This is a genomic window from Achromobacter sp. Marseille-Q4962, assembly GCF_943737005.1.
GTDB lineage: Bacteria > Pseudomonadota > Gammaproteobacteria > Burkholderiales > Burkholderiaceae_B > Achromobacter.
Genome location: NZ_CALSFU010000003.1, coordinates 215,823 through 234,371, shown reverse-complemented (window position 1 = coordinate 234,371; position 18,549 = coordinate 215,823). Strand labels below are relative to the sequence as shown.

The following is an 18,549-nucleotide window of genomic DNA, read 5'->3' as shown; positions in this document are numbered from 1 at the left end:
GGCCGGCTTCTAGGACGCGCCGGCACGCCCGGGCCTGGCGGCGTCCTCAGGCCGAACCCAGCAGCACCACGCCCAGCAGAATGGAAAAGCAGCCGGCCAGGCGGCCTGCGCCCACTTTTTCGCGCAGCAGGAACATGCCCGCCAGGGTGCCCAGCATCATCGACATTTCGCGGGCCGGCGCCACCAGGCTGAGCGGCGCGCCATGCTGCAGCGCATACAGCACCAGGATATAGCCCAGCGGCGACAGGAATCCGACCGCCGCCGCCAGGCCCCAGTAGCCGCGCATGGCTTCCCAGCTCTGTGCGCGGCGACGCAGCATGTGCGGGGCCATCATGGTGGTGCGTGTCACGCAGGTGAACCAGTCGAAGAGCACGGGGCTGATGAGCAGCACCTTGACGCCGTAGGCGTCGACCACGGTGTAGGCCGCAATGAAAAGCCCGATCACCAGGCCCCAGCGCACGCCCACCCAGGCGTGGGCATTGCGGAAGATGGCCAGCCGTCCCTGCGTGGCAATCAGCAGCACGCCGCCCACCACGCAGAGCATGCCCAGGATGCCGGAGGTGCTGGCCGGCTCGCGCAGCAGCAGATAGGCGCCCATGGACGAGAGCAGCGGGCCGGTGCCCCGGGCAATGGGGTACACCACCGACAGGTCGGCCACCTGGTAGCCCTTTTGCAGGCAGAGGCTGTAGCCCAGGTGCAACAGGCTGGAGGCCAGGATGGCGCCCGCCACCGGCCAGGTCCAGTTCATGCCGTCGTGCAGCAGCACCCAGATCACCCAGGGCGCATAGAGCAGCGAGGCGCAAAGCCCATAGGCGAAGACGAAGGGCGCACCCACCATGGCCGCGCGCTTGGCGAGCAGGTTCCATGTGGCATGGGCCATTGCCGCCAGGACGACCAATATCAGGGACGAATACGACATGAGCGAGGTGGGCGCGGGATGACAGGTTTGTTACAGCCAGGGCGCAAGCGTACCGCAATGCGCGGCCGTGCAAAGGGAAGGATGTTACTCCCATGCCACGGGGTGTTTTTGGTGTAGAATCATTGGTTTGCCAAATCTCATCCTCTGCTTGCGGCATACGAGGATGGCCGGGGCGGCGGCGCAAGCCTGCCGGTTCCGTCCATCTGCACCGATCGCGGATTGGCACGAACAACACCGATCGGTACGAACAATACCGGCAAATCAGGCCGCAACGTCACGATGACCTAGGAGTTCTCATGAACCTCATCGCTATCCTGGAACAGGAAGAAATCGCCCGCCTCACCGGCGGCAAGCCCATGCCCGAATTCGCCCCCGGCGACACCGTCGTCGTGAGCGTGAACGTGGTCGAAGGCACGCGCAAGCGCGTTCAGGCCTACGAAGGCGTGGTCATCGCCAAGCGCAACCGCGGCCTGAACTCCGCGTTCACCGTGCGCAAGATCTCGTCGGGCGAAGCCGTGGAGCGTACGTTCCAGCTTTACTCGCCGCAGATCGCCGGCATCGAAGTGAAGCGCCGCGGCGACGTGCGCCGCGCCAAGCTGTACTACCTGCGCAACCGCTCGGGCAAGTCGGCTCGCATCAAGGAAAAGCTGGTCAGCAAGCAAGCCTCGGCGGCTTGATCGCTCATCGGCGCACGGCCCCGCCCGTGTCGGACGTCCGCGCTGTTCTCATGCGTATTCGTCCGATACGGATTTCCGGGTTAAAAAAGGCACCTGTGAAGGTGCCTTTTTCTTTCTGAATAGCCGCATGTCTGATTCTTCGTCTACTCCCAGGCCGCGCAGGCCGCTGGCCCGGCCGGGATTCGACCCCGCAGCGCAACCCTGGGTGGTTGCCAACGACACCCTGGCCCCGGTGTCGCCTCAGTTGCTCACGCCCGACCGCTTGCGCGGCATGCTGGCGCGACCCGACACTTGGAAGCTCGAGCTCTCGCGCGACAACGACCTGCGCTATCCCGGCCGGGAGGGCGAGCCGGTGCCCGCCGCGGTGCTCATCCCGCTGGTCACGCGCGAAGACGGCATCCGGGTGATGCTCACGCAGCGCAGCGCGCACCTGCACGAGCACGCCGGCCAGGTCAGCTTTCCCGGCGGCCGCATCGAGACAAGCGACCCCACGCCGGTGGCGGCGGCGCTGCGCGAGGCCGAAGAGGAAACCGGCCTGCCTTCCGGACATGTGGAGGTCATGGGCAGCATGCCGCCCTACCTGACCGCCACGGGGTTTTCCATCGTGCCCGTCGTGTCGCTGGTGCGCCCGGGTTTCGCCCTGGCGCCCGATGCCTGCGAGGTGGCCGAAGTATTCGAGGTGCCGCTGGCGTTCCTGATGGACCCGGCCAATCACCGCCTTTACGAGGCCAGGCTGGAAGACGGCCGGGTGCGGCGCTATTACGCCATGTCCTACGGCAAGCATTTCATCTGGGGTGCGACGGCGGGCATGCTGCGCAACCTCTATCATCTGGTGCGCAATGGTCTGGGCTGAGGGCGAGCGGCCCATGGCGCGCCCCGCTCAATAGCGCTGCTGGCCGGCTTCGTTTTCTTCGAGAATGCGCTGGTAGAGCGCATAGCGCGACGGGTCGATGCGGCCTTCGCCCAGCGCGGCCACCACGCCGCAGCCCGGCTCGTGCCGGTGCGTGCAGTTGTAGAATCGGCAGTGTTCGATGGGGCCGGCGAATTCCGGAAAGCCCCGGATGATGTCTTCGCGGCTCAGGTGCTGCAGCCCGAAAGCCTGGAAGCCGGGGGAGTCGATCAGGTCGCCGCCCGGTTCGGGCAGGTGGTACAGCCGCGTGCTGGTGGTGGTGTGCCGGCCCATGTCCAACGCCGTGGAGTGTTCGCGCGTGGCGGCGCCGGCGTCCGGAACCAGGGCATTGAGCAGGGTGGATTTGCCCATGCCGCTCTGCCCCAGCAGCAGGCTGGTGCGCCCGGCCAGCCGGGGCGCGAGCAGGCTGTGGACGCGTCCGGGCTCCAGGGCGCTGAGTTCGATGATGTCCACGCCCAGGGCGGCGATGGGGGCGAGCCGCGCCCGCGCCGCGGGCAGCGCGCCCGCGATGTCCGCCTTGTTCAGGATTACCAGGGGGGAAATGCCCGCGCTCCAGGCGCCGGCCAGCGCGCGTCCGGTGAGATCGTCCGAAAAGGTCGGCTCCACCGCGACCACGATGAGCAACTGGTCCACGTTGGCGGCGAACTGCTTGGACCGCATTTCGTCGGAACGGTAGAGCAGGTTGCGCCGCGGGAGTATGGCGTCGATGGCGCCTTCGTCGCGCCCTTGCGGCGCGATGCGGACCCGGTCGCCCACCGCGGCGCCCGCCTTTTTGCCGCGCGGGAAGCATTTGCGCAGGCTGCCGTCGGGCAGTTCCACCGTGTAGTGGCGGCCGTGGGCGGCGATGATGCGGCCTTCGAGGCCCGCATCGGGACGGGTTGCCTGGCGGGCGCGTGTGGCGGGCCGGGCGCCGCTCATGCCGCGCCCGCCATGAGGTGGCGGATGCGCACCGCCGCGGGCGGATGGCTGTCGTAGAAGGCGGAATGCACGGGATCGGGGGTGAGGGTGGCGGCGTTGTCGTCGTACAGCTTGACCAGGGCGGAAACCAGGCGCTCGGGCGAGCTCTGCTGGGCGGCATAGCGGTCGGCCTCGAACTCGTCGCGGCGGGAATACCAGCTCGCCAGCGGCGTGAACATGAAGGTGAACACGGGGATCGCCAGGAAGAAGAGCAGCAGGGCCATGGCGTCGTTGCGCCCGCCGAGCTGGGGCAGCACGCCCAGGCCGACGTAGAACCAGGGCTGCCGGGAGATCCAGCCTAGCAGGGCGAAAAAGGCCAGCGCGGCGGCGAAACTGATGAGCACGCGCCGGATGATGTGGCGCTTGGCGAAATGGCCCAGCTCATGCGCAAGCACGGCTTCGATCTCGTCGGCGTTCAGCCGGGCCAGCAACGTGTCGAAGAACACGATGCGGCGCGAGCGGCCGAAACCCGTGAAATATGCGTTGCCGTGGGCCGAGCGGCGCGAGCCGTCCATGACGAAAAGGCCGTTGAGCGCGAAGCCGCAGCGCTGCGCCAGCCGCTGGATGCGGCCCGCCAGTTCGGGGTCTTGCAGCGGCGTGAATTTGTTGAAGAGCGGCGCGATGAACATCGGATAGACGATGAGCAGGGACAGGTTGAACACCGTCCAGAGCGCCCAGGCCCAGATCCACCAGTACGGGCCGGCGCTGCCCATGAGCCAGAGCACGGCGGCCGCCAGCGGCAGGCCCAGCACGGCCGCCACCAGCAGACCCTTGACGGCGTCGCTCGCGAACAGGCCGGGCGTCATGCGGTTGAAGCCGAACCGCGCCTCCAGCCGGAACTGCCGCCACAGCGTGAACGGCAGTCCGAGCAGGCCCAGCAGCAGCGCCACCGTGGCCAGCAGCAGCAACTGGCGCAGGAAATCGTTGGAAACCACGCCGGCGACCGCCAGGTCGATGGCCTGCAGGCCGCCCAGCAGCGTCAGACAGACCAGCACGATGGCGTCGTAGGTGCGCTCCAGCAAGCCCAGCTTGACGCGCGCCACCGTGTAGTCGGCCGCGCGCTGGTGGCTGGCCAGGCCGATCCGGTGCGAAAATTCGGCCGGCACCTCGCCGCGGTTGAGCGCCACGTGGCGGATCTGGCGCGAGGCCAGCCAGAATCGGACCGCGATATCGGCCAGCAGGAATGCGACGAACAGCAGGGTAAACATGGATGAGGCGGTGCTCCCGGATGGGGATGTGCGAAAATCGCGTGTTTTATAGGTAAATTATATGGCTGTGAACGAAAACCGACTGGTCTGGCTCGACATGGAAATGACCGGCCTGGATCCCGCGAAAGAGCGCATCATCGAAGTCGCCGTGGTGGTGACCGAGGCCGACCTGACCGTCGTCGCCGAAGGCCCGGTGCTGGTCGTGCACCAGCCGGACAGCCTGCTCGACGCCATGGACAGCTGGAACAAGTCCACGCACGGCAAGAGCGGCCTCATCGACAAGGTGCGCGCGTCCACGATTTCCGAGGAGCAGGCAGAGGATACGCTGCTGGCGTTCCTCGCGCAGCACGTTCCGGCCGGCAAGTCGCCGCTGTGCGGCAATACCATCAGCCAGGACCGCCGTTTCATGTTCGCGTACATGCCGCGCCTGGAGCAGTTCTTCCATTACCGTAACCTCGACGTCAGCACGCTCAAGGAGCTGGCGCGGCGCTGGGCGCCCGCCGTGTACAAGGGCTTCGAGAAAAAGAGCCGGCACGAGGCGCTGGCCGACATCTACGAATCCATCGAAGAGCTGAAGTACTACCGCGAGCACTTCCTGAAGGTGTAGCGGAGCCGGGCCGTCGGGCATGGCGGTCCGCGTTTTTCGTGTGCGCGCGGCCCGCGTGGCGTCGCCGGGCCGGCGCCCATCCGCCGGAGGCTGGCCATGACCTTCCATTCCGTAGCCGATATCCGCAGCGCCGAGCGCCGGGCCCTGGCGCAGGGGCGCTCGCTCATGCCGCTGGCGGGCGCCGCCGCGGCGGCCTTCATTCAGGCCCGTTTTCCCCCCGGCGCGTCGGTGCTGGCGCTGGCCGGCCCCGGCAACAACGGCGGCGATGCGCTGACGGCGGCCACGCTGCTGCGGCGCGCGGGCTACCGGGTGCGCGTGGCGATGCCGGGCGGCGCCGACCGGCTGCCGGCCGACGCGGCCCGTGCTTTGGCCGGCTGGCGCGAGGAGGGCGGCGCCGAGTCGGCGGTCCTGGAAGCGGGTCCCGCGCCGGACGTGGTGCTGGACGGATTATTCGGCATCGGCCTGAACCGTCCCCTGGGCGCCGACTGGCAGGCGGTCATCGACGAGCTCAATGGCTGGAGCGTGCCGGTGCTGGCGCTGGACGTGCCCAGCGGGGTGGACGCCGACACCGGCGCCGCGCTCGGCCGGCCGGTACGCGCGCGCTGGACGCTCAGCTTCATCGGCCAGGCGCGCGGGCTGCAGGGACCCGGGCCGGCCCGCGAAGCGGCGGGCGAATTGCATCTCGACACCCTGGGCGTGGCGCTGTAGCCGCGGGCGAATCGGGGAAGAACCGCGGAAGAACCCTCGGGGAAAAATCAGGGGCGAAGCTGGCGCCGGCTCAGCCAGGCGGCCGGCCGCCGAACCGCAGCGCGGCTTCGGGCGCCAGCGGCGCGTAGCGTTCGTTGTCCTGCCCCGCCATGGCCTGCAGATGGGCCTCGGAGGCGTCGAAAAGCTTCCAGTAGAGGCGGCCGCAAAGCTGGCGCGCCGGGTGGCCGGGCCAGTTCTCAGGCAGCATGGGAGTTGGAAGCTGGGGGTCGTGCAGCACGATCCGCCGCCAGCTGTGCAGCAGCAGCACGCGGGCGGCGAAGGCCTGCTCCGGGGCGGGCGGCTCGTCCAGCAATTTTTCCAGCGGCGCGAAATGGCGCGTGAACTGCCGGTACTGTTCCGCCACGTTTTCCAGATTCCAGCATTGCGGCGCCAGGCTGGCGATGGGCAGCCCGCCCGCGCCGGCCAGGTCGCGCGCCGACAGCACCAGCGCGCGGTCGGGTATGCCCAGCTTTTCCAGGATGTCGTGCGCGGCGCGCGCCTCGGTGTGCGGGTGGGCGAACAGCCCGGGCGCGATCATGCCGAAGCCTTCCCATACCAGTTCGCGGCGCAGTTCGGCGCGCTCGGCCAGCCCGTTGCCGATGCGGGGCAGGGCCACCAGTGTCCATTCCCCGTTCCATTCCTGGGGCGGGCCTTCGTAGATGCGCTGCGAGGCGTGGGCCGTGTTGCGCTGGCCCTGTTCGGACAGCAGGTAGAGGCTGCGCCTGCCGTGCCGCTCGGATTGCAGCCAGTTCTGCGCCACCAGCCGGAAGACGCTGGTGCGCAGCAGCCGTTCGTTGATGCCCAGCGGCGCCAGCAGCGCGATCAGGTCGCCCAGCCAGATGGCCCCGCCGTGCGGCGCCAGCGCGTCGCCCAGCAGGCTCACGCACAAGGATTTGGCTCGGGGCGGGTCCTGCTTCAGCAGACGGGAGAGAAAGCGGTCCAGGGGCGACTGAGGGTTTGCCATAAGGAGGGCCGGAAGCGGCCGGTATGGGGATCGCCAACATGATACATAAATCCAATGTGATACAGATTTGGGTTTGACAATGAATTTTTTGTATTAAATAATCCTGCTGAATAACGGCAATGCCGGCATTGCGCTTTGCGCTACCGCAAGAGCCGTCACCAGGAGACAGACATGTACGCTCAACTCGTCGAAACCGGCGTCAAGCAGGTCAAGACCGCGGACCAGCTCGAAGGCCGCGAACAGACGTTCCAGCGCCGCATTGACGACGGCGTGCGCATCGAGCCCAAGGACTGGATGCCCGATGCCTACCGCAAGACCCTGGTGCGCCAGATCTCGCAGCACGCGCACTCCGAAATCGTGGGCATGCTGCCGGAAGGCAACTGGATCACGCGCGCGCCGTCGCTCAAGCGCAAGGCCATCCTGCTGGCCAAGGTGCAGGACGAGGCCGGCCATGGCCTGTACCTGTACAGCGCCGCCGAGACGCTGGGCGTGTCGCGCGAGGATCTCATCGACGATCTGCACGCCGGGCGCGCCAAGTACTCCAGCATCTTCAATTACCCCACGCTCACCTGGGCCGACATCGGCATGATCGGCTGGCTGGTCGACGGCTCGGCCATCATCAACCAGATCCCGCTCTGCCGCTGCTCCTACGGCCCCTATGCGCGCGCCATGGTGCGCGTCTGTAAGGAAGAGTCGTTCCACCAGCGCCAGGGCTACGACCTGCTCATCCAGATGTGCCTGCACGGCACGCCCGAGCAGAAGGCCATGTGCCAGGACGCGCTGAACCGCTGGTGGTGGCCGGCGCTGATGATGTTCGGTCCCTCCGACGCCGATTCGCCCAACAGCGCCCAGTCCATGGCCTGGAAGATCAAGCTCTTTTCCAACGACGAGCTGCGCCAGAAGATGGTGGACCAGACCGTGCCGCAGGCCGAGTACCTGGGGCTCACCATCCCGGATCCCGATCTCAAGTGGAATCCCGAACGGGGTCACTACGACTTCGGCGAGATCGACTGGGACGAGTTCTACGCGGTCATCAAGGGCAACGGGCCCTGCAACCGTGAGCGCCTGGCCGCGCGCGTGAAGGCGCACGAAGAGGGCGCCTGGGTGCGCGACGCCCTGGTCGCCCATGCCGAGAAGCAGGCGGCGCGCAAGGCCGCCTGAGGCGGCTGACGGCCGCCGTTTTCCAGCGGGTTTTCTTTCTTTTCCATCATTGCAGTCCGGCGCGCGGCTCCGCGCGCCGGCGTCGAGGATATCCATCATGAGCAAGCACTGGCCTCTGTGGGAAGTGTTCATCCGCAGCCAGCACGGCTTGGCGCACAAGCACGTGGGCAGCCTGCACGCGCCCGACGCCGAAATGGCGATCAACCATGCCCGCGACGTCTACACGCGGCGCAACGAAGGACTGAGCATCTGGGTGGTGCGCGCGGCCGACATCGTGGCCAGCAGCCCCGGCGACAAGGACCCGCTCTTCGAGCCGGCCAACAGCAAGGTCTACCGGCATCCCACGTTCTTCCCGATGCCCGAAGAAATCAAGCACATGTAGGCGGCGGGAGGAGACATGGACAAGACGCTGTTCGAATACCTGCTGCGCCTGGGCGACACCGCGCTCATCCTGTCGCAGCGCCTGTCCGCCTGGACCGGCCACGGCCCGGTGCTGGAAGAAGACCTGGCCCTGACCAACACCGCGCTCGACCTGCTGGGCCAGGCCCGCCTGTGGCTGACGCTGGCCGGCGAGGTCGAGGGCGCGGGCCGCGACGAAGACGCGCTGGCCTACCTGCGCGACGCGCACCAGTTCCACAACGCGCTGCTGGTCGAGCGCCCGAACGGCAATTACGCCGACACCATGGCGCGCCAGTTCCTGTTCGACGTGTGGCATTACTTCCTGCTGCAGAAACTCGAGAAATCCGCCGACGAGCGGGTGGCCGCCATCGCGGCCAAGGCGCTCAAGGAAGTCACCTATCACGTGCGCCGCTCCTCCGACCTGGTGGTGCGCCTGGGCGACGGCACGGCGGAGAGCCACGCCAAGATGCAGGCCGCCATCGACGAGGCCTGGCGCTACACGGGCGAGCTGTTCGCCGACGACGCGGTCGACCAGGACATGGCGGCGCGCGGCATCGGCTGCGAGCTGGCGGCCCTGCGCGCGCCCTGGCTGCGCCACGTGCGCGAGGTGCTGGAAGAAGCCACGTTGGCCGTGCCCGACGAGGCGGCGGCCGACCTGCCCGCCCTGCGCGGCGGCCGCCAGGGACGGCACACCGAGGAGCTGGGCTACCTGCTGGCCGAAATGCAGTTCCTGCCGCGCGCCTATCCGGGAGCCAAGTGGTGAACGCCGCCGCGCCCGTTTCCACCGACCAGGTCTACGCCTGGCTGCAGGAGGTTCCCGACCCGGAGATTCCCGTGCTGTCGGTGGTGGACCTGGGCGTGGTGCGCGAAGTGTCGTGGGATGGCGACGCCTGCGTGGTGGTGATTACCCCCACCTATTCGGGCTGCCCGGCCATGCGGGAGATCACGCAGGACATCGAGCGCACGCTGGCGGATCGCGGCATCGCGCGGGTGCGGGTCGAATCCCGCCTGGCGCCGGCCTGGACCACCGACTGGATGACCGAGCGGGGCCGCGCCGCGCTCAAGGGCTACGGCATCGCGGCCCCGGCCGAGCGGGCCATCGATATTTCCGGCATCAGCCGCCGCGCCGCGGGCCCGGTCGTCGAGTGCCCGCATTGCGGCTCGCGCGACACCCGCCTGGTGAGCCACTTCGGCTCCACTTCCTGCAAGGCGCTGTACCGCTGCGTGGCCTGCCGCGAGCCTTTCGACTATTTCAAGACGCACTGAGAGCGCTTTGTCATGAGCCAGAATCAATTCCATTCCCTGAAGGTGGCGTCGGTGGCGCGCAATACGCGCGACGCGGTCGTGGTGACCTTCGACCTGCCGGAGTCGCTGGCCGGCGAGTTCGCCTTCCAGCCGGGCCAGTACCTCACGCTGCGCACCCGCCTCAACGGCGAGGAGCTGCGCCGTTCCTATTCCATCTGTTCGGCGCCCCAGGACCGGACGCTGCGGGTGGCGATCAAGAAAGTGGACGAGGGCGTGTTCTCGAACTGGGCCAACCACGAGCTGCAGCCCGGCCAGACCCTGGAGGTCATGCCGCCGGCGGGCAGCTTCACGGTGGACTTCTCGCCGGCCAACAGCCGGCATTACGTGGCCTTCGCGGTGGGCAGCGGCATCACGCCGATTTTCTCGCTGGTCAAGACCGCGCTGTCCACCGAGCCCGACAGCCGCTTCACGCTGTTCTTCGGCAACCGCGCGTCGTCCGCCGTGCTGTTTCGCGAAGAGATCGAAGACCTCAAGAATCTCTACATGGACCGGTTCTCGCTGGTCTACATCATGAGCCGAGAGACGCAGGACATCGAGCTTTTCAACGGCCGGCTCGACGGCGACAAGGTCGACCAGCTCATGTCGGCCTGGATGAGCCCCGACGACGTCGATTACGTTTTCGTCTGCGGCCCGCAGACCATGACCGAAAGCGTGGTGGATCGGCTGCAGGCCCGCGGCATTCCCAAAGACCACATCAAGTTCGAGCTGTTCGGCGCGCCCAAGGGGCCGCGCGCGCTGCGCACCGGCAAGGAGGCGCGCCAGGCGCCGGGCAAGGGCCAGTGCGAGGTGACGGTGGTGCAGGACGGCCACAGCCGCACCTTCGTCATCGACAAGAACAAGGACAGCGTGCTCGATTCCGCGCTTGCGCAGGGCATCGAACTGCCGTATTCCTGCAAGGGCGGCGTGTGTTCCACCTGCCGCTGCAAGGTCGTCGAGGGCGAGGTCGACATGGACGCCAACTTCGCGCTCGAAGATTACGAGGTGGCGCGAGGCTTCATCCTGAGCTGCCAGAGCTTTCCGGTCAGCGACCGCCTGGTCCTCGATTTCGACCAGGAAACCTGATTTTCCGCGCCCTGTAGCGCCATAACGAATTCCCATCTGGAGAGACACAGTGTCCCAAGCCTTCTTCGAACGCCACCAGCCGCTGCTGGAACAAGGGCTGAAAGCCGCCGCCCAGCGCGGCTACTGGAGCCCGTTCGCGGAGTCGCCCAGCCCGCGCAATTACGGCGAAACCGCCAACGAAGACGGCCGCGCCGCCTTCGAGGCGCTGCGCGGCAAGCCCTTCGCGCTGGATCTGCCGGGAGCCGAAGGCACGGTGGGCGGCGAAGTCTCGCCCTACGGCTTCCCGCTGGATATCGCCTATCCGCGCGTGCCGGCCGGCAAGCTGATCGAAGCCTCGGCCCGCGCCCTGGAGCAATGGCGCCGCGCCGGCCCGCGCGACTGGGTGGGCGTGTCGCTGGAAATCCTGGCCCGCCTGAACAAGCGCAGCTTCGAGATCGCCTATGCCGTGCAGCACACCACCGGCCAGGGCTTCATGATGGCCTTCCAGGCTGGCGGCCCGCATGCGCAGGACCGCGGCTTCGAGGCCGTGACCTACGCCTGGCAGGAAATGTCCCGCATCCCCGGCGTGGCGATCTGGGAAAAGCCGCAGGGCAAGAACGAGCCGCTGCGCATGGAAAAGCGTTTCACCGTGGTGCCGCGCGGCATCGGCCTGGTGATCGGCTGCTCCACCTTCCCCACCTGGAACGGCTATCCGGGCCTGTTCGCCAGCCTGGCCACGGGCAACACCGTCATCGTCAAGCCGCATCCGGCCGCCATCCTGCCGCTGGCCATCACCGTGCAGGTGGCGCGCGAAGTGCTGGCCGAGGCGGGCTTCGACCCCAACGTGGTGCTGCTGGCCGCGCACGAGGCGGGCGACGACACCGCGCAGACGCTGGCGCTGGACCCGGCCGTGAAGATCGTGGACTTCACCGGCAGCACGGCCAACGGCGACTGGCTGGAAAACAATGCGCGCCAGGCGCTGGTCTATACCGAAAAGGCGGGCGTGAACCAGGTCATCATCGACTCCACGTCCGACCTGAAGGGCATGGCGCGCAATCTGGCGTTCTCGCTGGCCCTGTACTCGGGCCAGATGTGCACGGCCCCGCAGAACATCTACGTGCCGCGCGGCGGCATCGACACGCCCGAGGGCCACGCGAGCTTCGACGAGGTGGCGGCGGCGCTGGGCGCGGCCGTCGAGAAACTGGGCGCGGACCCGGCCAAGGCGGTGGAGCTCACGGGGGCCATCCAGAGCGAGGCCATCCTGGAGCGCATCGAGCGCGCGCGGGCGCTGGGCCTGCCCGTCATCGCCGACAGCAAGGCGCTGGCGCACCCGCAGTTCGAGCAGGCGCGGGTGCGCACGCCGCTGCTGCTGCGCGCCGAGGCCGGCAATGAAGCCATCGGCCAGGAATGGTTCGGTCCCATCGCCTTCTTGGTGGCCACCGATTCCACGCAAGAGAGCATCCGCCTGGCGCGCGAAAGCGTGATCCGCAACGGCGCGCTGTCGTTCTCGGCCTACACCACGGACGACAAGGTGGCGGCCGCCGTGCAGGACGCGGCCGAAGTCGCCGGCGTGTCGCTTTCGCTCAACCTCACGGGGGCGGTGTTCGTCAACCAGACGGCGGCGTTCAGCGACTTCCACGGCACCGGCGCCAACCCCGCGGCCAACGCGGCGCTTTCGGACACCGCCTTCGTGTCCAACCGGTTCCGCGTGGTGCAAACCCGCCGTCACGTCTGACCGGGAGCCGCGCCATGAGCTATCAAGACATTCTGTTCGATCTCTCCGGCGGGGTCGCGCGGCTCACGCTGAACCGCCCCGACAAGCTGAACAGCTTTACCGCGCGCATGCACGGCGAGGTGGCCGACGCGCTGGGCCGCGTCGAAGCCGAAGGCGCCCGCGTGCTGGTGCTGACGGGCGCCGGCCGCGGGTTCTGCGCCGGGCAGGACTTGAGCGAGCGCCAGCCCGCGCCCGACGGCACGCCGCCCGACCTGGGCGAAACCGTGGACAAGTTCTACGCGCCGCTGGTGCGCCGGCTGAACGCGCTGCCCATGCCGGTGGTGGTCGGCGTGAACGGCGTGGCCGCCGGCGCGGGCGCCAACCTGGCGTTCGCGGGCGATCTCGTCATCGCCAAGGCGTCGGCCAGCTTCATCCAGTCGTTCTGCAAGCTGGGCCTGATCCCCGATACCGGCGGCACGTATGCGCTGCCCCGGCTGGTGGGGCGCGCGCGAGCCATGGGCCTGGCGCTGCTGGGCGACAAGATCAGCGCGAGCCAGGCCGAGGCGTGGGGCATGATCTGGCGCTGCGTGGCCGACGAGGAATTCGATGCCGAGCTGGAGCGGCTCGCGCGCCACTTCGCGCAGGCGCCCACCAAGGGCCTGGCCTACGCCAAGCGGGCGCTGCAGGCCAGCCTGGGCAATGATCTGGACACCCAGCTCGATCTCGAACGCGACCTGATGCGCGAGCTGGGCCGCAGCGCCGACTACGCGGAAGGCGTGGCCGCCTTCCTGGGCAAGCGCGAACCGCAATTCAAAGGAAAATGATGACGACGCACGTACCTCCCGTCGAGGCGCCCGCCGATCCGCACGAACTGGCGCAGGCCGTGGGCCAGGCCATGTACGCCGAAGACGCCGCCTCCCAGGGCCTGGGCATGAAGGTCGAGGAGATCGCGCCCGGCTATGCGCGGCTGACCATGCGCGTGCGCGCCGACATGCTGAACGGCCACAAGACCTGCCACGGCGGCTTCATTTTTGCGCTGGCCGACAGCGCCTTCGCGTTTTCGTGCAATTCGCGCAACGTCAGCACCGTGGCCTCGGGCTGCACCATCGACTTCCTGGCGCCGGGCTTCGAGGGCGACCTGCTCACGGCCGTGGCGCAGGAACGCTCGCTCGCGGGCCGCACCGGGGTCTACGATGTCACCGTCACCAACCAGGACGGCCGCAGCGTGGCGCTGTTCCGGGGACGGTCTTACCGCATCAAGGGCCAGATCGTCGGAGCCGCCGAAACCGACTGAGCACGGATTTCCGCCATGACGAGACTGCCGCCGGCAAGACGGCGCGCCGCCCGCGCGCCCGTCTTGCCGGCGGCGGTTCCAGAGGATTTCAGGAGAGAGACAACCATGTCCAACACCATGAGCAAGCCGGGGCTGGACCCCATCGAGCACGCCAGCATCGACGAGCTGCGCGCCCTTCAGCTGGAGCGTCTGAAATGGACGCTGAAGCACGCCTACGAGAACGTGCCGCACTACAAGAGGGCCTTTGACGAACGCGGCGTGCATCCCGACGATCTGAAGCAGCTTTCCGACATTTCCAAGTTCCCCTTCACCAGCAAGAAGGAACTGCGCGAGAACTATCCGTTCGGCATGTTCGCCGTGCCGCGCGAGCGCATCGCGCGCATCCACGCATCCAGCGGCACCACGGGCAAGCCCACTGTGGTGGGCTACACCCTGCGCGACATCGACACCTGGGCCAACCTCGTGGCGCGCTCGATCCGCGCGGCGGGCGGCAAGCCGGGCGACACCGTGCACGTGGCCTACGGCTACGGCCTGTTCACGGGCGGCCTGGGGGCGCATTACGGCGCGGAACGGCTGGGTTGCACGGTCGTGCCCATGTCGGGCGGCCAGACCGAAAAGCAGGTGCAGCTCATCAATGATTTCCGTCCGGACATCATCATGGTCACGCCCTCCTATTTCTGCAACATTCTGGAGGAGCAGCGCCGCCAGGGCATTGATCCGCGTCAAAGCTCGCTGCGCATCGGCATCTTCGGCGCCGAGCCCTGGACGGGCCAGATGCGCGCTGACATCGAGGCCGAGGCCGGCATCGACGCCGTGGACATCTACGGCCTGTCGGAGGTCATGGGGCCGGGCGTGGCCAGCGAGTGCGTGGAAACCAAGGACGGTCCGGTGGTGTGGGAAGACCATTTCTACGCCGAGATCGTCAACCCCGACACGGGCGAGCCCGTGGCCGACGGCGAGCCCGGCGAACTGGTGTTCACCTCGCTCACCAAAGAAGCCATGCCCATCGTGCGCTACCGCACGCGCGACCTGACGCGCCTGCTGCCTCCCACCGCCCGCAGCATGCGCCGCATCGGCAAGATCACCGGCCGCAGCGACGACATGCTGATCGTGCGTGGCGTGAACATGTTCCCCACGCAGGTGGAGGAGCTGGTGCTCAAGATCGCCCAGCTCGCGCCGCATTACCAGCTCGTGCTCTCGCGCACGGGCAATCTGGACGAGCTGGAGATTCTTACCGAGGTGAGGGCCGAGTTCTCGAACCTGCCGGAGTCCGAGCGCGCCGCCCTGGGCAAGCAATTGCAGCATGCCGTGAAGACCCACATCGGCGTCAGCGCGCGCGTGCAGGTGTCGGACGCCGGCCACGTGGAGCGCACGCTGACGGGCAAGGCCCGCCGCGTGATCGACAAGCGGCCGAAGTAGACGGGCCAGCGCCCGCACGGAAAAAGGCCGGCGCCCGCGCCGGCCTTTGTTCAGGCCGCCAGCGCCGCGCCGCCGCGGTTGCGCACGATGTGGCGGTACCACAGGTGCAGCAGCAGGGCGGACAGGGCCAGCCCTACCATCGCCATGATCCACATCGTGCCCGCGCCCGGCGGCGAACCGGGCGCCAGCAGGCCGCGCACGGCGTCCATGCCGGCGCGGGCGGCGCCGTCGCGGCCGGGGCCGAAGCCCAGCCACCATCCCCCCACCAGTCCCACGCCGGCCAGCGCCACGGTCTGCAGCAGCAGCGGCACCACCGCGACCTTGTAGGCGCGCAGCAGGTAAGAGTTGATGCACTGCATCGAGTCGAACAGGTGGAAGAGCGGCAGCACGGCCAGCAGGGTGGCGGCCACCGCGGCCACGTCGGCGTTGTCGGTGTAGGCGGCCAGGATGAGCGGGCGGCCGGACAGCACCGCGGCGGCGGTGAGCACCGCGCCCATGAGCCCCAGCGCCAGCCCGGCCATGCCGGTCCGGTGGGCGCGCGGCAGGTCGCCCGCGCCGATGGCCTGCGCGGTCAGCGAGGCCGTGGCCACGCCCAGCGCCATGGGCATCATGTAGCACAGCGCCGCCAGGTTGGACATGATCTGATGGCCGCCCGTGACGAACGTGCCCTCGCGCGCCACCAGCAGCGCCATGAACGTGAAGGCCGACACTTCCACCAGGTAGGAGGCGCCCATGGGCACGCCCAGGCGCAGCAGCTCTTTCAGGGCCTGGGCGTCCGGCCGGCCCACGCGCAGGTGGAAGCGCCGGTAGTAGCGGTCGTGCGTCACCACCCAGATCCCCAGCGCCAGGCTGATCCACGAAACCAAGGCGGTGGAGAGCCCGGCGCCCGTCGCGCCCATGGCGGGCAGGCCCAGCTCGCCGTAGATGAACAGCCAGTTGAAGAACGCCTTGATGCCGATGGCCGCCAGGTTGATCGACATGACCAGCTTGGGGCGCGAGACGGCGGTGCCGAGCGCGTAGATGGTGCGGAAGGCGAGGGCGGCGGGCAGGGCCAGGGTCAGCGCGCGCAGATAGGAGCCGATGCGCTCGCGCACGCCCGGATCGACATCGCCCGACAACGAGAGCCAGACATCGGGAAACAGCATGAAAACCGCGCCCACCGCCGACAGTCCGAGCGACAGCCACACGCCCTGGCCCCAGGCATGGCCCACGTCGTCGTAGCGGCCGGCGCCGAAGTGCTGCGCCAGGATGGGGATGAGGGCATGCACCACTCCCATCAGGCCCACGAACACCGTGATGTAGATCGAGGCGGAGAGCGCCATGGCGGCCAGGTCGCCGGGGCTGGCGTGGCCGGTCATGGCGGTGTCCAGCACGCCGAAGGATATTCCCGCCCACTGGCTGATGAGGACGGGCCAGGCCTGGCGGACGATGCCGCCCAGGGTTGCGCCGAAGCCTGCCGGCGCTGCGGATGTTGCGGTCATCGGGGGGAGGGGATGCGCAGCAGCCGGAACACTTCGTGGCGGTCCGCGCGGCGGCCGCCCTGCCACAGGACCTCGGCGCCGTCGCTATAGGCGGCGGTATTGTCGCGCAGGCTCTGGTTGGAGGTCTGTTGCAGCACCAGCGTGCACTTCGAGTCGAAAGTGAAGGTCAGGTTGTTGAAGATGAGGAACGACGCGCGCTGGCCGCTGCCCAGGCTCAGGCCGCGCACGCATTCCCCGGGCTGCCGGTACTGCGCCAGCGCTTCGGCCAGCTGCCCGGAAACCGTGCGGTACGAGCGGGCGTAGTCCACGGCGGGCTGCCACAACAGCACCAGCAGGATCCAGGTGACGGTCAGGCCGCAGGCCGACAGCACCGTGCCGCGCCACAGCGCCTGCGGCTTCACCTTGAGCCGCCAGACGACCACCGCCACCCAGCCGATGGTGAAGAGCAGCGCCAGCGCGAAGGCGAACCAGGAAATCACCGGCTCGTAGCCCGTGGTCTGGCGCCCGATGTTGCGGGCGATCTGGGCGGGCCAGCGGAAGTGCAGGGCGATCCAGCCCAGCCACGCGGTGGCCGCCGTCAGCGAAAAGCACATGACCGCGAACCAGTCCAGCGTGTTGACCACGCCGCGGCGCAGCGTTGGCAGCGAAAACGCGGCCAGCACGGCGCACGGCACCGCGAGCAGCGCGTACTCGGAATCGGACGCCTCTTCCATCGCGAACAGGATCAACCCGGCGCAGGCCGCCTGCGCCAGCGGCAGCCAGATGTGCGGCGCGAACAGCCAGCCGCGCCAGCGCCAGATGGCCAGCATGGCCAGCGGCCAGGTGGGCCACAGGTACCAGGGCAGGTCGCGCAGGGTGCGGCCCGCGTCGCCCAGGGAAGGAACGGAGAAGGAAGAGAGGTTCCAGATCTTCCAGTTGCGGACCCAGTATTCGCTGGCCTGGGTGGCGGGAATCCACCAGGCCAGGATCAGGAGCGCGGCGATCGCCGCCGCCAGCGGCAGCCAGCGCCTGCACTTCCAGAGCGCGCTGCGCGGGTAGAACGCCAGCGCCGACGCCGCCATGATGGGCAGCGCGCCCACCCAGCCGCGGGTCAGGAAGGCGGCGGCCAGCGCCACGCCCAGCGAGGTCAGGCCGCTGAAGGGACGGTCCAGGCTGCGGGCGAGCGAGTAGAAGGCGAGGGCCTGGCAGGCCATGATGGCCGGGATCACGGTGGTTTCGTGGGTGCGCTGCAGGATGCCCACGGTGGCCAGCAGGAGCAGCAGCGCCGCATCGGCCAGCATGCGCCCGTAGTCGCGGGGCTCCGGCTCGCCGCCAAAGGGCAGGGCCAGCGGCTGGGCCTCGGCCCGGCGGCCCAGCAGATAAGTGCCGTACCACACGCTCATGGTGGTAATGGCGAACCACAGCAGGTTGGGCAGGCGTCCGGCCGTGATGTCGCCGATGTAGGGGCCGAACAGCCAGATGCAGATCGCGCCCACCCAGGTGATGAGCGGCCCTTCCTCGGCGTGCGCCAGATGCCCCACCTGCGGCAGCAGCCACGTGATGCCGCCCTCGCGGATGGTGGTGATCATCGTGGCCAGCCCCACGGCGTCGTCCGTCTTCCACGGGTCGCGCATGAACAGGCCGGCGACGATGTAGGCCAGCGAGAGGCCCAGCAGGATCAGCCGGGGCAGTTTGGCGGTGGCCACGGACGTGAGCCGGGCCGGCGTGGTAAGCGAAAGTGGGGACACGGGCGTTAATGTAACCGAG

General features: G+C 68.5%; 19 protein-coding genes. 13 read left to right on the top strand and 6 right to left on the bottom strand.

The genetic code is table 11. From position 1 onward, the window contains the following. Nucleotides 1-46: 46 nt before the first annotated feature. The gene (locus NGJ44_RS04050; protein ID WP_251863168.1) at nt 47-919 is read right to left on the bottom strand and encodes an EamA family transporter; all 873 of its coding nucleotides are present in this window, start codon (nt 917-919) and stop codon (nt 47-49) included. Nucleotides 920-1,215: 296 nt separating this feature from the next. Between NGJ44_RS04050 and rplS the strand changes: the two genes are divergently transcribed. Beyond that, nucleotides 1,216-1,596 carry a 50S ribosomal protein L19 gene (rplS, locus tag NGJ44_RS04045; protein WP_053245824.1) on the top strand — a complete coding sequence of 127 codons (381 nt, stop codon included), beginning with the start codon at nt 1,216-1,218 and terminating at the stop codon, nt 1,594-1,596. Between the two features lie 127 nt (nt 1,597-1,723). Beyond that, nucleotides 1,724-2,449, top strand: coding sequence for a CoA pyrophosphatase (locus NGJ44_RS04040; protein ID WP_053245823.1), 726 nt, complete (start codon nt 1,724-1,726; stop codon nt 2,447-2,449). Nucleotides 2,450-2,476: 27 nt separating this feature from the next. Here NGJ44_RS04040 and rsgA read toward each other — a convergent pair whose 3' ends face one another. After that, nucleotides 2,477-3,424, bottom strand: a complete 948-nt coding sequence (gene rsgA, locus NGJ44_RS04035) for a ribosome small subunit-dependent GTPase A (protein WP_053245822.1) — start codon at nt 3,422-3,424, stop codon at nt 2,477-2,479. Beyond that, nucleotides 3,421-4,671 (bottom strand): M48 family metallopeptidase, encoded by a 1,251-nt coding sequence (locus NGJ44_RS04030; RefSeq protein WP_251863167.1) that lies wholly within the window; start codon nt 4,669-4,671, stop codon nt 3,421-3,423. The genes rsgA and NGJ44_RS04030 overlap by 4 nt, the downstream gene beginning before the upstream one ends. Nucleotides 4,672-4,732: 61 nt before the next feature. Here NGJ44_RS04030 and orn point away from each other — a divergent pair, with 61 nt between their 5' ends. Then, nucleotides 4,733-5,278, top strand: coding sequence for an oligoribonuclease (gene orn, locus NGJ44_RS04025; RefSeq protein ID WP_053245820.1), 546 nt, complete (start codon nt 4,733-4,735; stop codon nt 5,276-5,278). Nucleotides 5,279-5,374: 96 nt separating this feature from the next. Continuing rightward, nucleotides 5,375-5,986 carry an NAD(P)H-hydrate epimerase gene (locus NGJ44_RS04020; protein WP_251863166.1) on the top strand — a complete coding sequence of 204 codons (612 nt, stop codon included), beginning with the start codon at nt 5,375-5,377 and terminating at the stop codon, nt 5,984-5,986. 70 nt (nt 5,987-6,056) lie between these two features. Here the strand turns inward: NGJ44_RS04020 and paaX are convergent, their stop codons facing one another. Continuing rightward, nucleotides 6,057-6,989, bottom strand: a complete 933-nt coding sequence (gene paaX / locus NGJ44_RS04015) for a phenylacetic acid degradation operon negative regulatory protein PaaX (protein ID WP_053245815.1) — start codon at nt 6,987-6,989, stop codon at nt 6,057-6,059. A gap of 171 nt (nt 6,990-7,160) precedes the next feature. Here paaX and paaA point away from each other — a divergent pair, with 171 nt between their 5' ends. The 9 genes from paaA (at nt 7,161) to paaK (ending at nt 15,322) form a co-directional block, all read left to right on the top strand. Further along, on the top strand, nt 7,161-8,150 hold the full coding sequence (gene paaA, locus NGJ44_RS04010) for a 1,2-phenylacetyl-CoA epoxidase subunit PaaA (protein WP_053245816.1): 990 nt from the start codon (nt 7,161-7,163) through the stop codon (nt 8,148-8,150). Nucleotides 8,151-8,247: 97 nt separating this feature from the next. Next, complete coding sequence (paaB, locus tag NGJ44_RS04005; protein ID WP_053245817.1) at nt 8,248-8,532, top strand: 1,2-phenylacetyl-CoA epoxidase subunit PaaB; 285 nt, start codon at nt 8,248-8,250, stop codon at nt 8,530-8,532. Between the two features lie 15 nt (nt 8,533-8,547). Continuing rightward, nucleotides 8,548-9,312 (top strand): 1,2-phenylacetyl-CoA epoxidase subunit PaaC, encoded by a 765-nt coding sequence (gene paaC / locus NGJ44_RS04000; protein ID WP_251863165.1) that lies wholly within the window; start codon nt 8,548-8,550, stop codon nt 9,310-9,312. After that, nucleotides 9,309-9,815 (top strand): 1,2-phenylacetyl-CoA epoxidase subunit PaaD, encoded by a 507-nt coding sequence (paaD, locus tag NGJ44_RS03995; protein ID WP_251863164.1) that lies wholly within the window; start codon nt 9,309-9,311, stop codon nt 9,813-9,815. Before paaC ends, paaD begins: the two co-directional genes overlap by 4 nt. Nucleotides 9,816-9,827: 12 nt before the next feature. Next, nucleotides 9,828-10,916 (top strand): 1,2-phenylacetyl-CoA epoxidase subunit PaaE, encoded by a 1,089-nt coding sequence (paaE, locus tag NGJ44_RS03990; RefSeq protein ID WP_053245819.1) that lies wholly within the window; start codon nt 9,828-9,830, stop codon nt 10,914-10,916. A 49-nt stretch (nt 10,917-10,965) separates the two neighbouring features. Further along, nucleotides 10,966-12,630: a phenylacetic acid degradation protein PaaN gene (paaN, locus tag NGJ44_RS03985; protein WP_251863163.1), complete on the top strand. Its 1,665-nt coding sequence runs from the start codon at nt 10,966-10,968 to the stop codon at nt 12,628-12,630. Nucleotides 12,631-12,644: 14 nt separating this feature from the next. Continuing rightward, a complete protein-coding gene (gene paaG, locus NGJ44_RS03980) occupies nt 12,645-13,433 on the top strand; it encodes a 2-(1,2-epoxy-1,2-dihydrophenyl)acetyl-CoA isomerase PaaG (RefSeq protein ID WP_251863162.1) in 789 nt (262 codons plus the stop codon). Continuing rightward, nucleotides 13,433-13,903 carry a hydroxyphenylacetyl-CoA thioesterase PaaI gene (gene paaI, locus NGJ44_RS03975; RefSeq protein ID WP_251863161.1) on the top strand — a complete coding sequence of 157 codons (471 nt, stop codon included), beginning with the start codon at nt 13,433-13,435 and terminating at the stop codon, nt 13,901-13,903. Before paaG ends, paaI begins: the two co-directional genes overlap by 1 nt. 105 nt (nt 13,904-14,008) lie before the next feature. Next, nucleotides 14,009-15,322, top strand: coding sequence for a phenylacetate--CoA ligase PaaK (paaK, locus tag NGJ44_RS03970; protein ID WP_251863160.1), 1,314 nt, complete (start codon nt 14,009-14,011; stop codon nt 15,320-15,322). 50 nt (nt 15,323-15,372) lie between these two features. On the opposite strand, the gene NGJ44_RS03965 is transcribed toward paaK, so the two are convergent. After that, nucleotides 15,373-16,803 carry an MATE family efflux transporter gene (locus NGJ44_RS03965; protein WP_251863159.1) on the bottom strand — a complete coding sequence of 477 codons (1,431 nt, stop codon included), beginning with the start codon at nt 16,801-16,803 and terminating at the stop codon, nt 15,373-15,375. Further along, nucleotides 16,800-18,530 (bottom strand): ArnT family glycosyltransferase, encoded by a 1,731-nt coding sequence (locus tag NGJ44_RS03960; protein WP_053246248.1) that lies wholly within the window; start codon nt 18,528-18,530, stop codon nt 16,800-16,802. Before NGJ44_RS03960 ends, NGJ44_RS03965 begins: the two co-directional genes overlap by 4 nt. Nucleotides 18,531-18,549 lie beyond the last annotated feature (19 nt).

What these genes read in the sequence shown, in the direction of transcription:
- paaK (WP_251863160.1), top strand. Translation starts at nt 14,009, where the DNA reads ATGTCCAACACCATGAGCAAGCCGGGGCTGGACCCCATCGAGCACGCC.
- paaI (WP_251863161.1), top strand. Translation starts at nt 13,433, where the DNA reads ATGACGACGCACGTACCTCCCGTCGAGGCGCCCGCCGATCCGCACGAA.
- NGJ44_RS04020 (WP_251863166.1), top strand. Translation starts at nt 5,375, where the DNA reads ATGACCTTCCATTCCGTAGCCGATATCCGCAGCGCCGAGCGCCGGGCC.
- orn (WP_053245820.1), top strand. Translation starts at nt 4,733, where the DNA reads ATGGCTGTGAACGAAAACCGACTGGTCTGGCTCGACATGGAAATGACC.
- rplS (WP_053245824.1), top strand. Translation starts at nt 1,216, where the DNA reads ATGAACCTCATCGCTATCCTGGAACAGGAAGAAATCGCCCGCCTCACC.
- paaB (WP_053245817.1), top strand. Translation starts at nt 8,248, where the DNA reads ATGAGCAAGCACTGGCCTCTGTGGGAAGTGTTCATCCGCAGCCAGCAC.
- NGJ44_RS04050 (WP_251863168.1), bottom strand. Translation starts at nt 919, where the DNA reads ATGTCGTATTCGTCCCTGATATTGGTCGTCCTGGCGGCAATGGCCCAT.
- NGJ44_RS04030 (WP_251863167.1), bottom strand. Translation starts at nt 4,671, where the DNA reads ATGTTTACCCTGCTGTTCGTCGCATTCCTGCTGGCCGATATCGCGGTC.
- NGJ44_RS04040 (WP_053245823.1), top strand. Translation starts at nt 1,724, where the DNA reads ATGTCTGATTCTTCGTCTACTCCCAGGCCGCGCAGGCCGCTGGCCCGG.
- NGJ44_RS03965 (WP_251863159.1), bottom strand. Translation starts at nt 16,803, where the DNA reads ATGACCGCAACATCCGCAGCGCCGGCAGGCTTCGGCGCAACCCTGGGC.
- paaE (WP_053245819.1), top strand. Translation starts at nt 9,828, where the DNA reads ATGAGCCAGAATCAATTCCATTCCCTGAAGGTGGCGTCGGTGGCGCGC.
- paaX (WP_053245815.1), bottom strand. Translation starts at nt 6,989, where the DNA reads ATGGCAAACCCTCAGTCGCCCCTGGACCGCTTTCTCTCCCGTCTGCTG.
- paaG (WP_251863162.1), top strand. Translation starts at nt 12,645, where the DNA reads ATGAGCTATCAAGACATTCTGTTCGATCTCTCCGGCGGGGTCGCGCGG.
- rsgA (WP_053245822.1), bottom strand. Translation starts at nt 3,424, where the DNA reads ATGAGCGGCGCCCGGCCCGCCACACGCGCCCGCCAGGCAACCCGTCCC.
- paaA (WP_053245816.1), top strand. Translation starts at nt 7,161, where the DNA reads ATGTACGCTCAACTCGTCGAAACCGGCGTCAAGCAGGTCAAGACCGCG.
- paaC (WP_251863165.1), top strand. Translation starts at nt 8,548, where the DNA reads ATGGACAAGACGCTGTTCGAATACCTGCTGCGCCTGGGCGACACCGCG.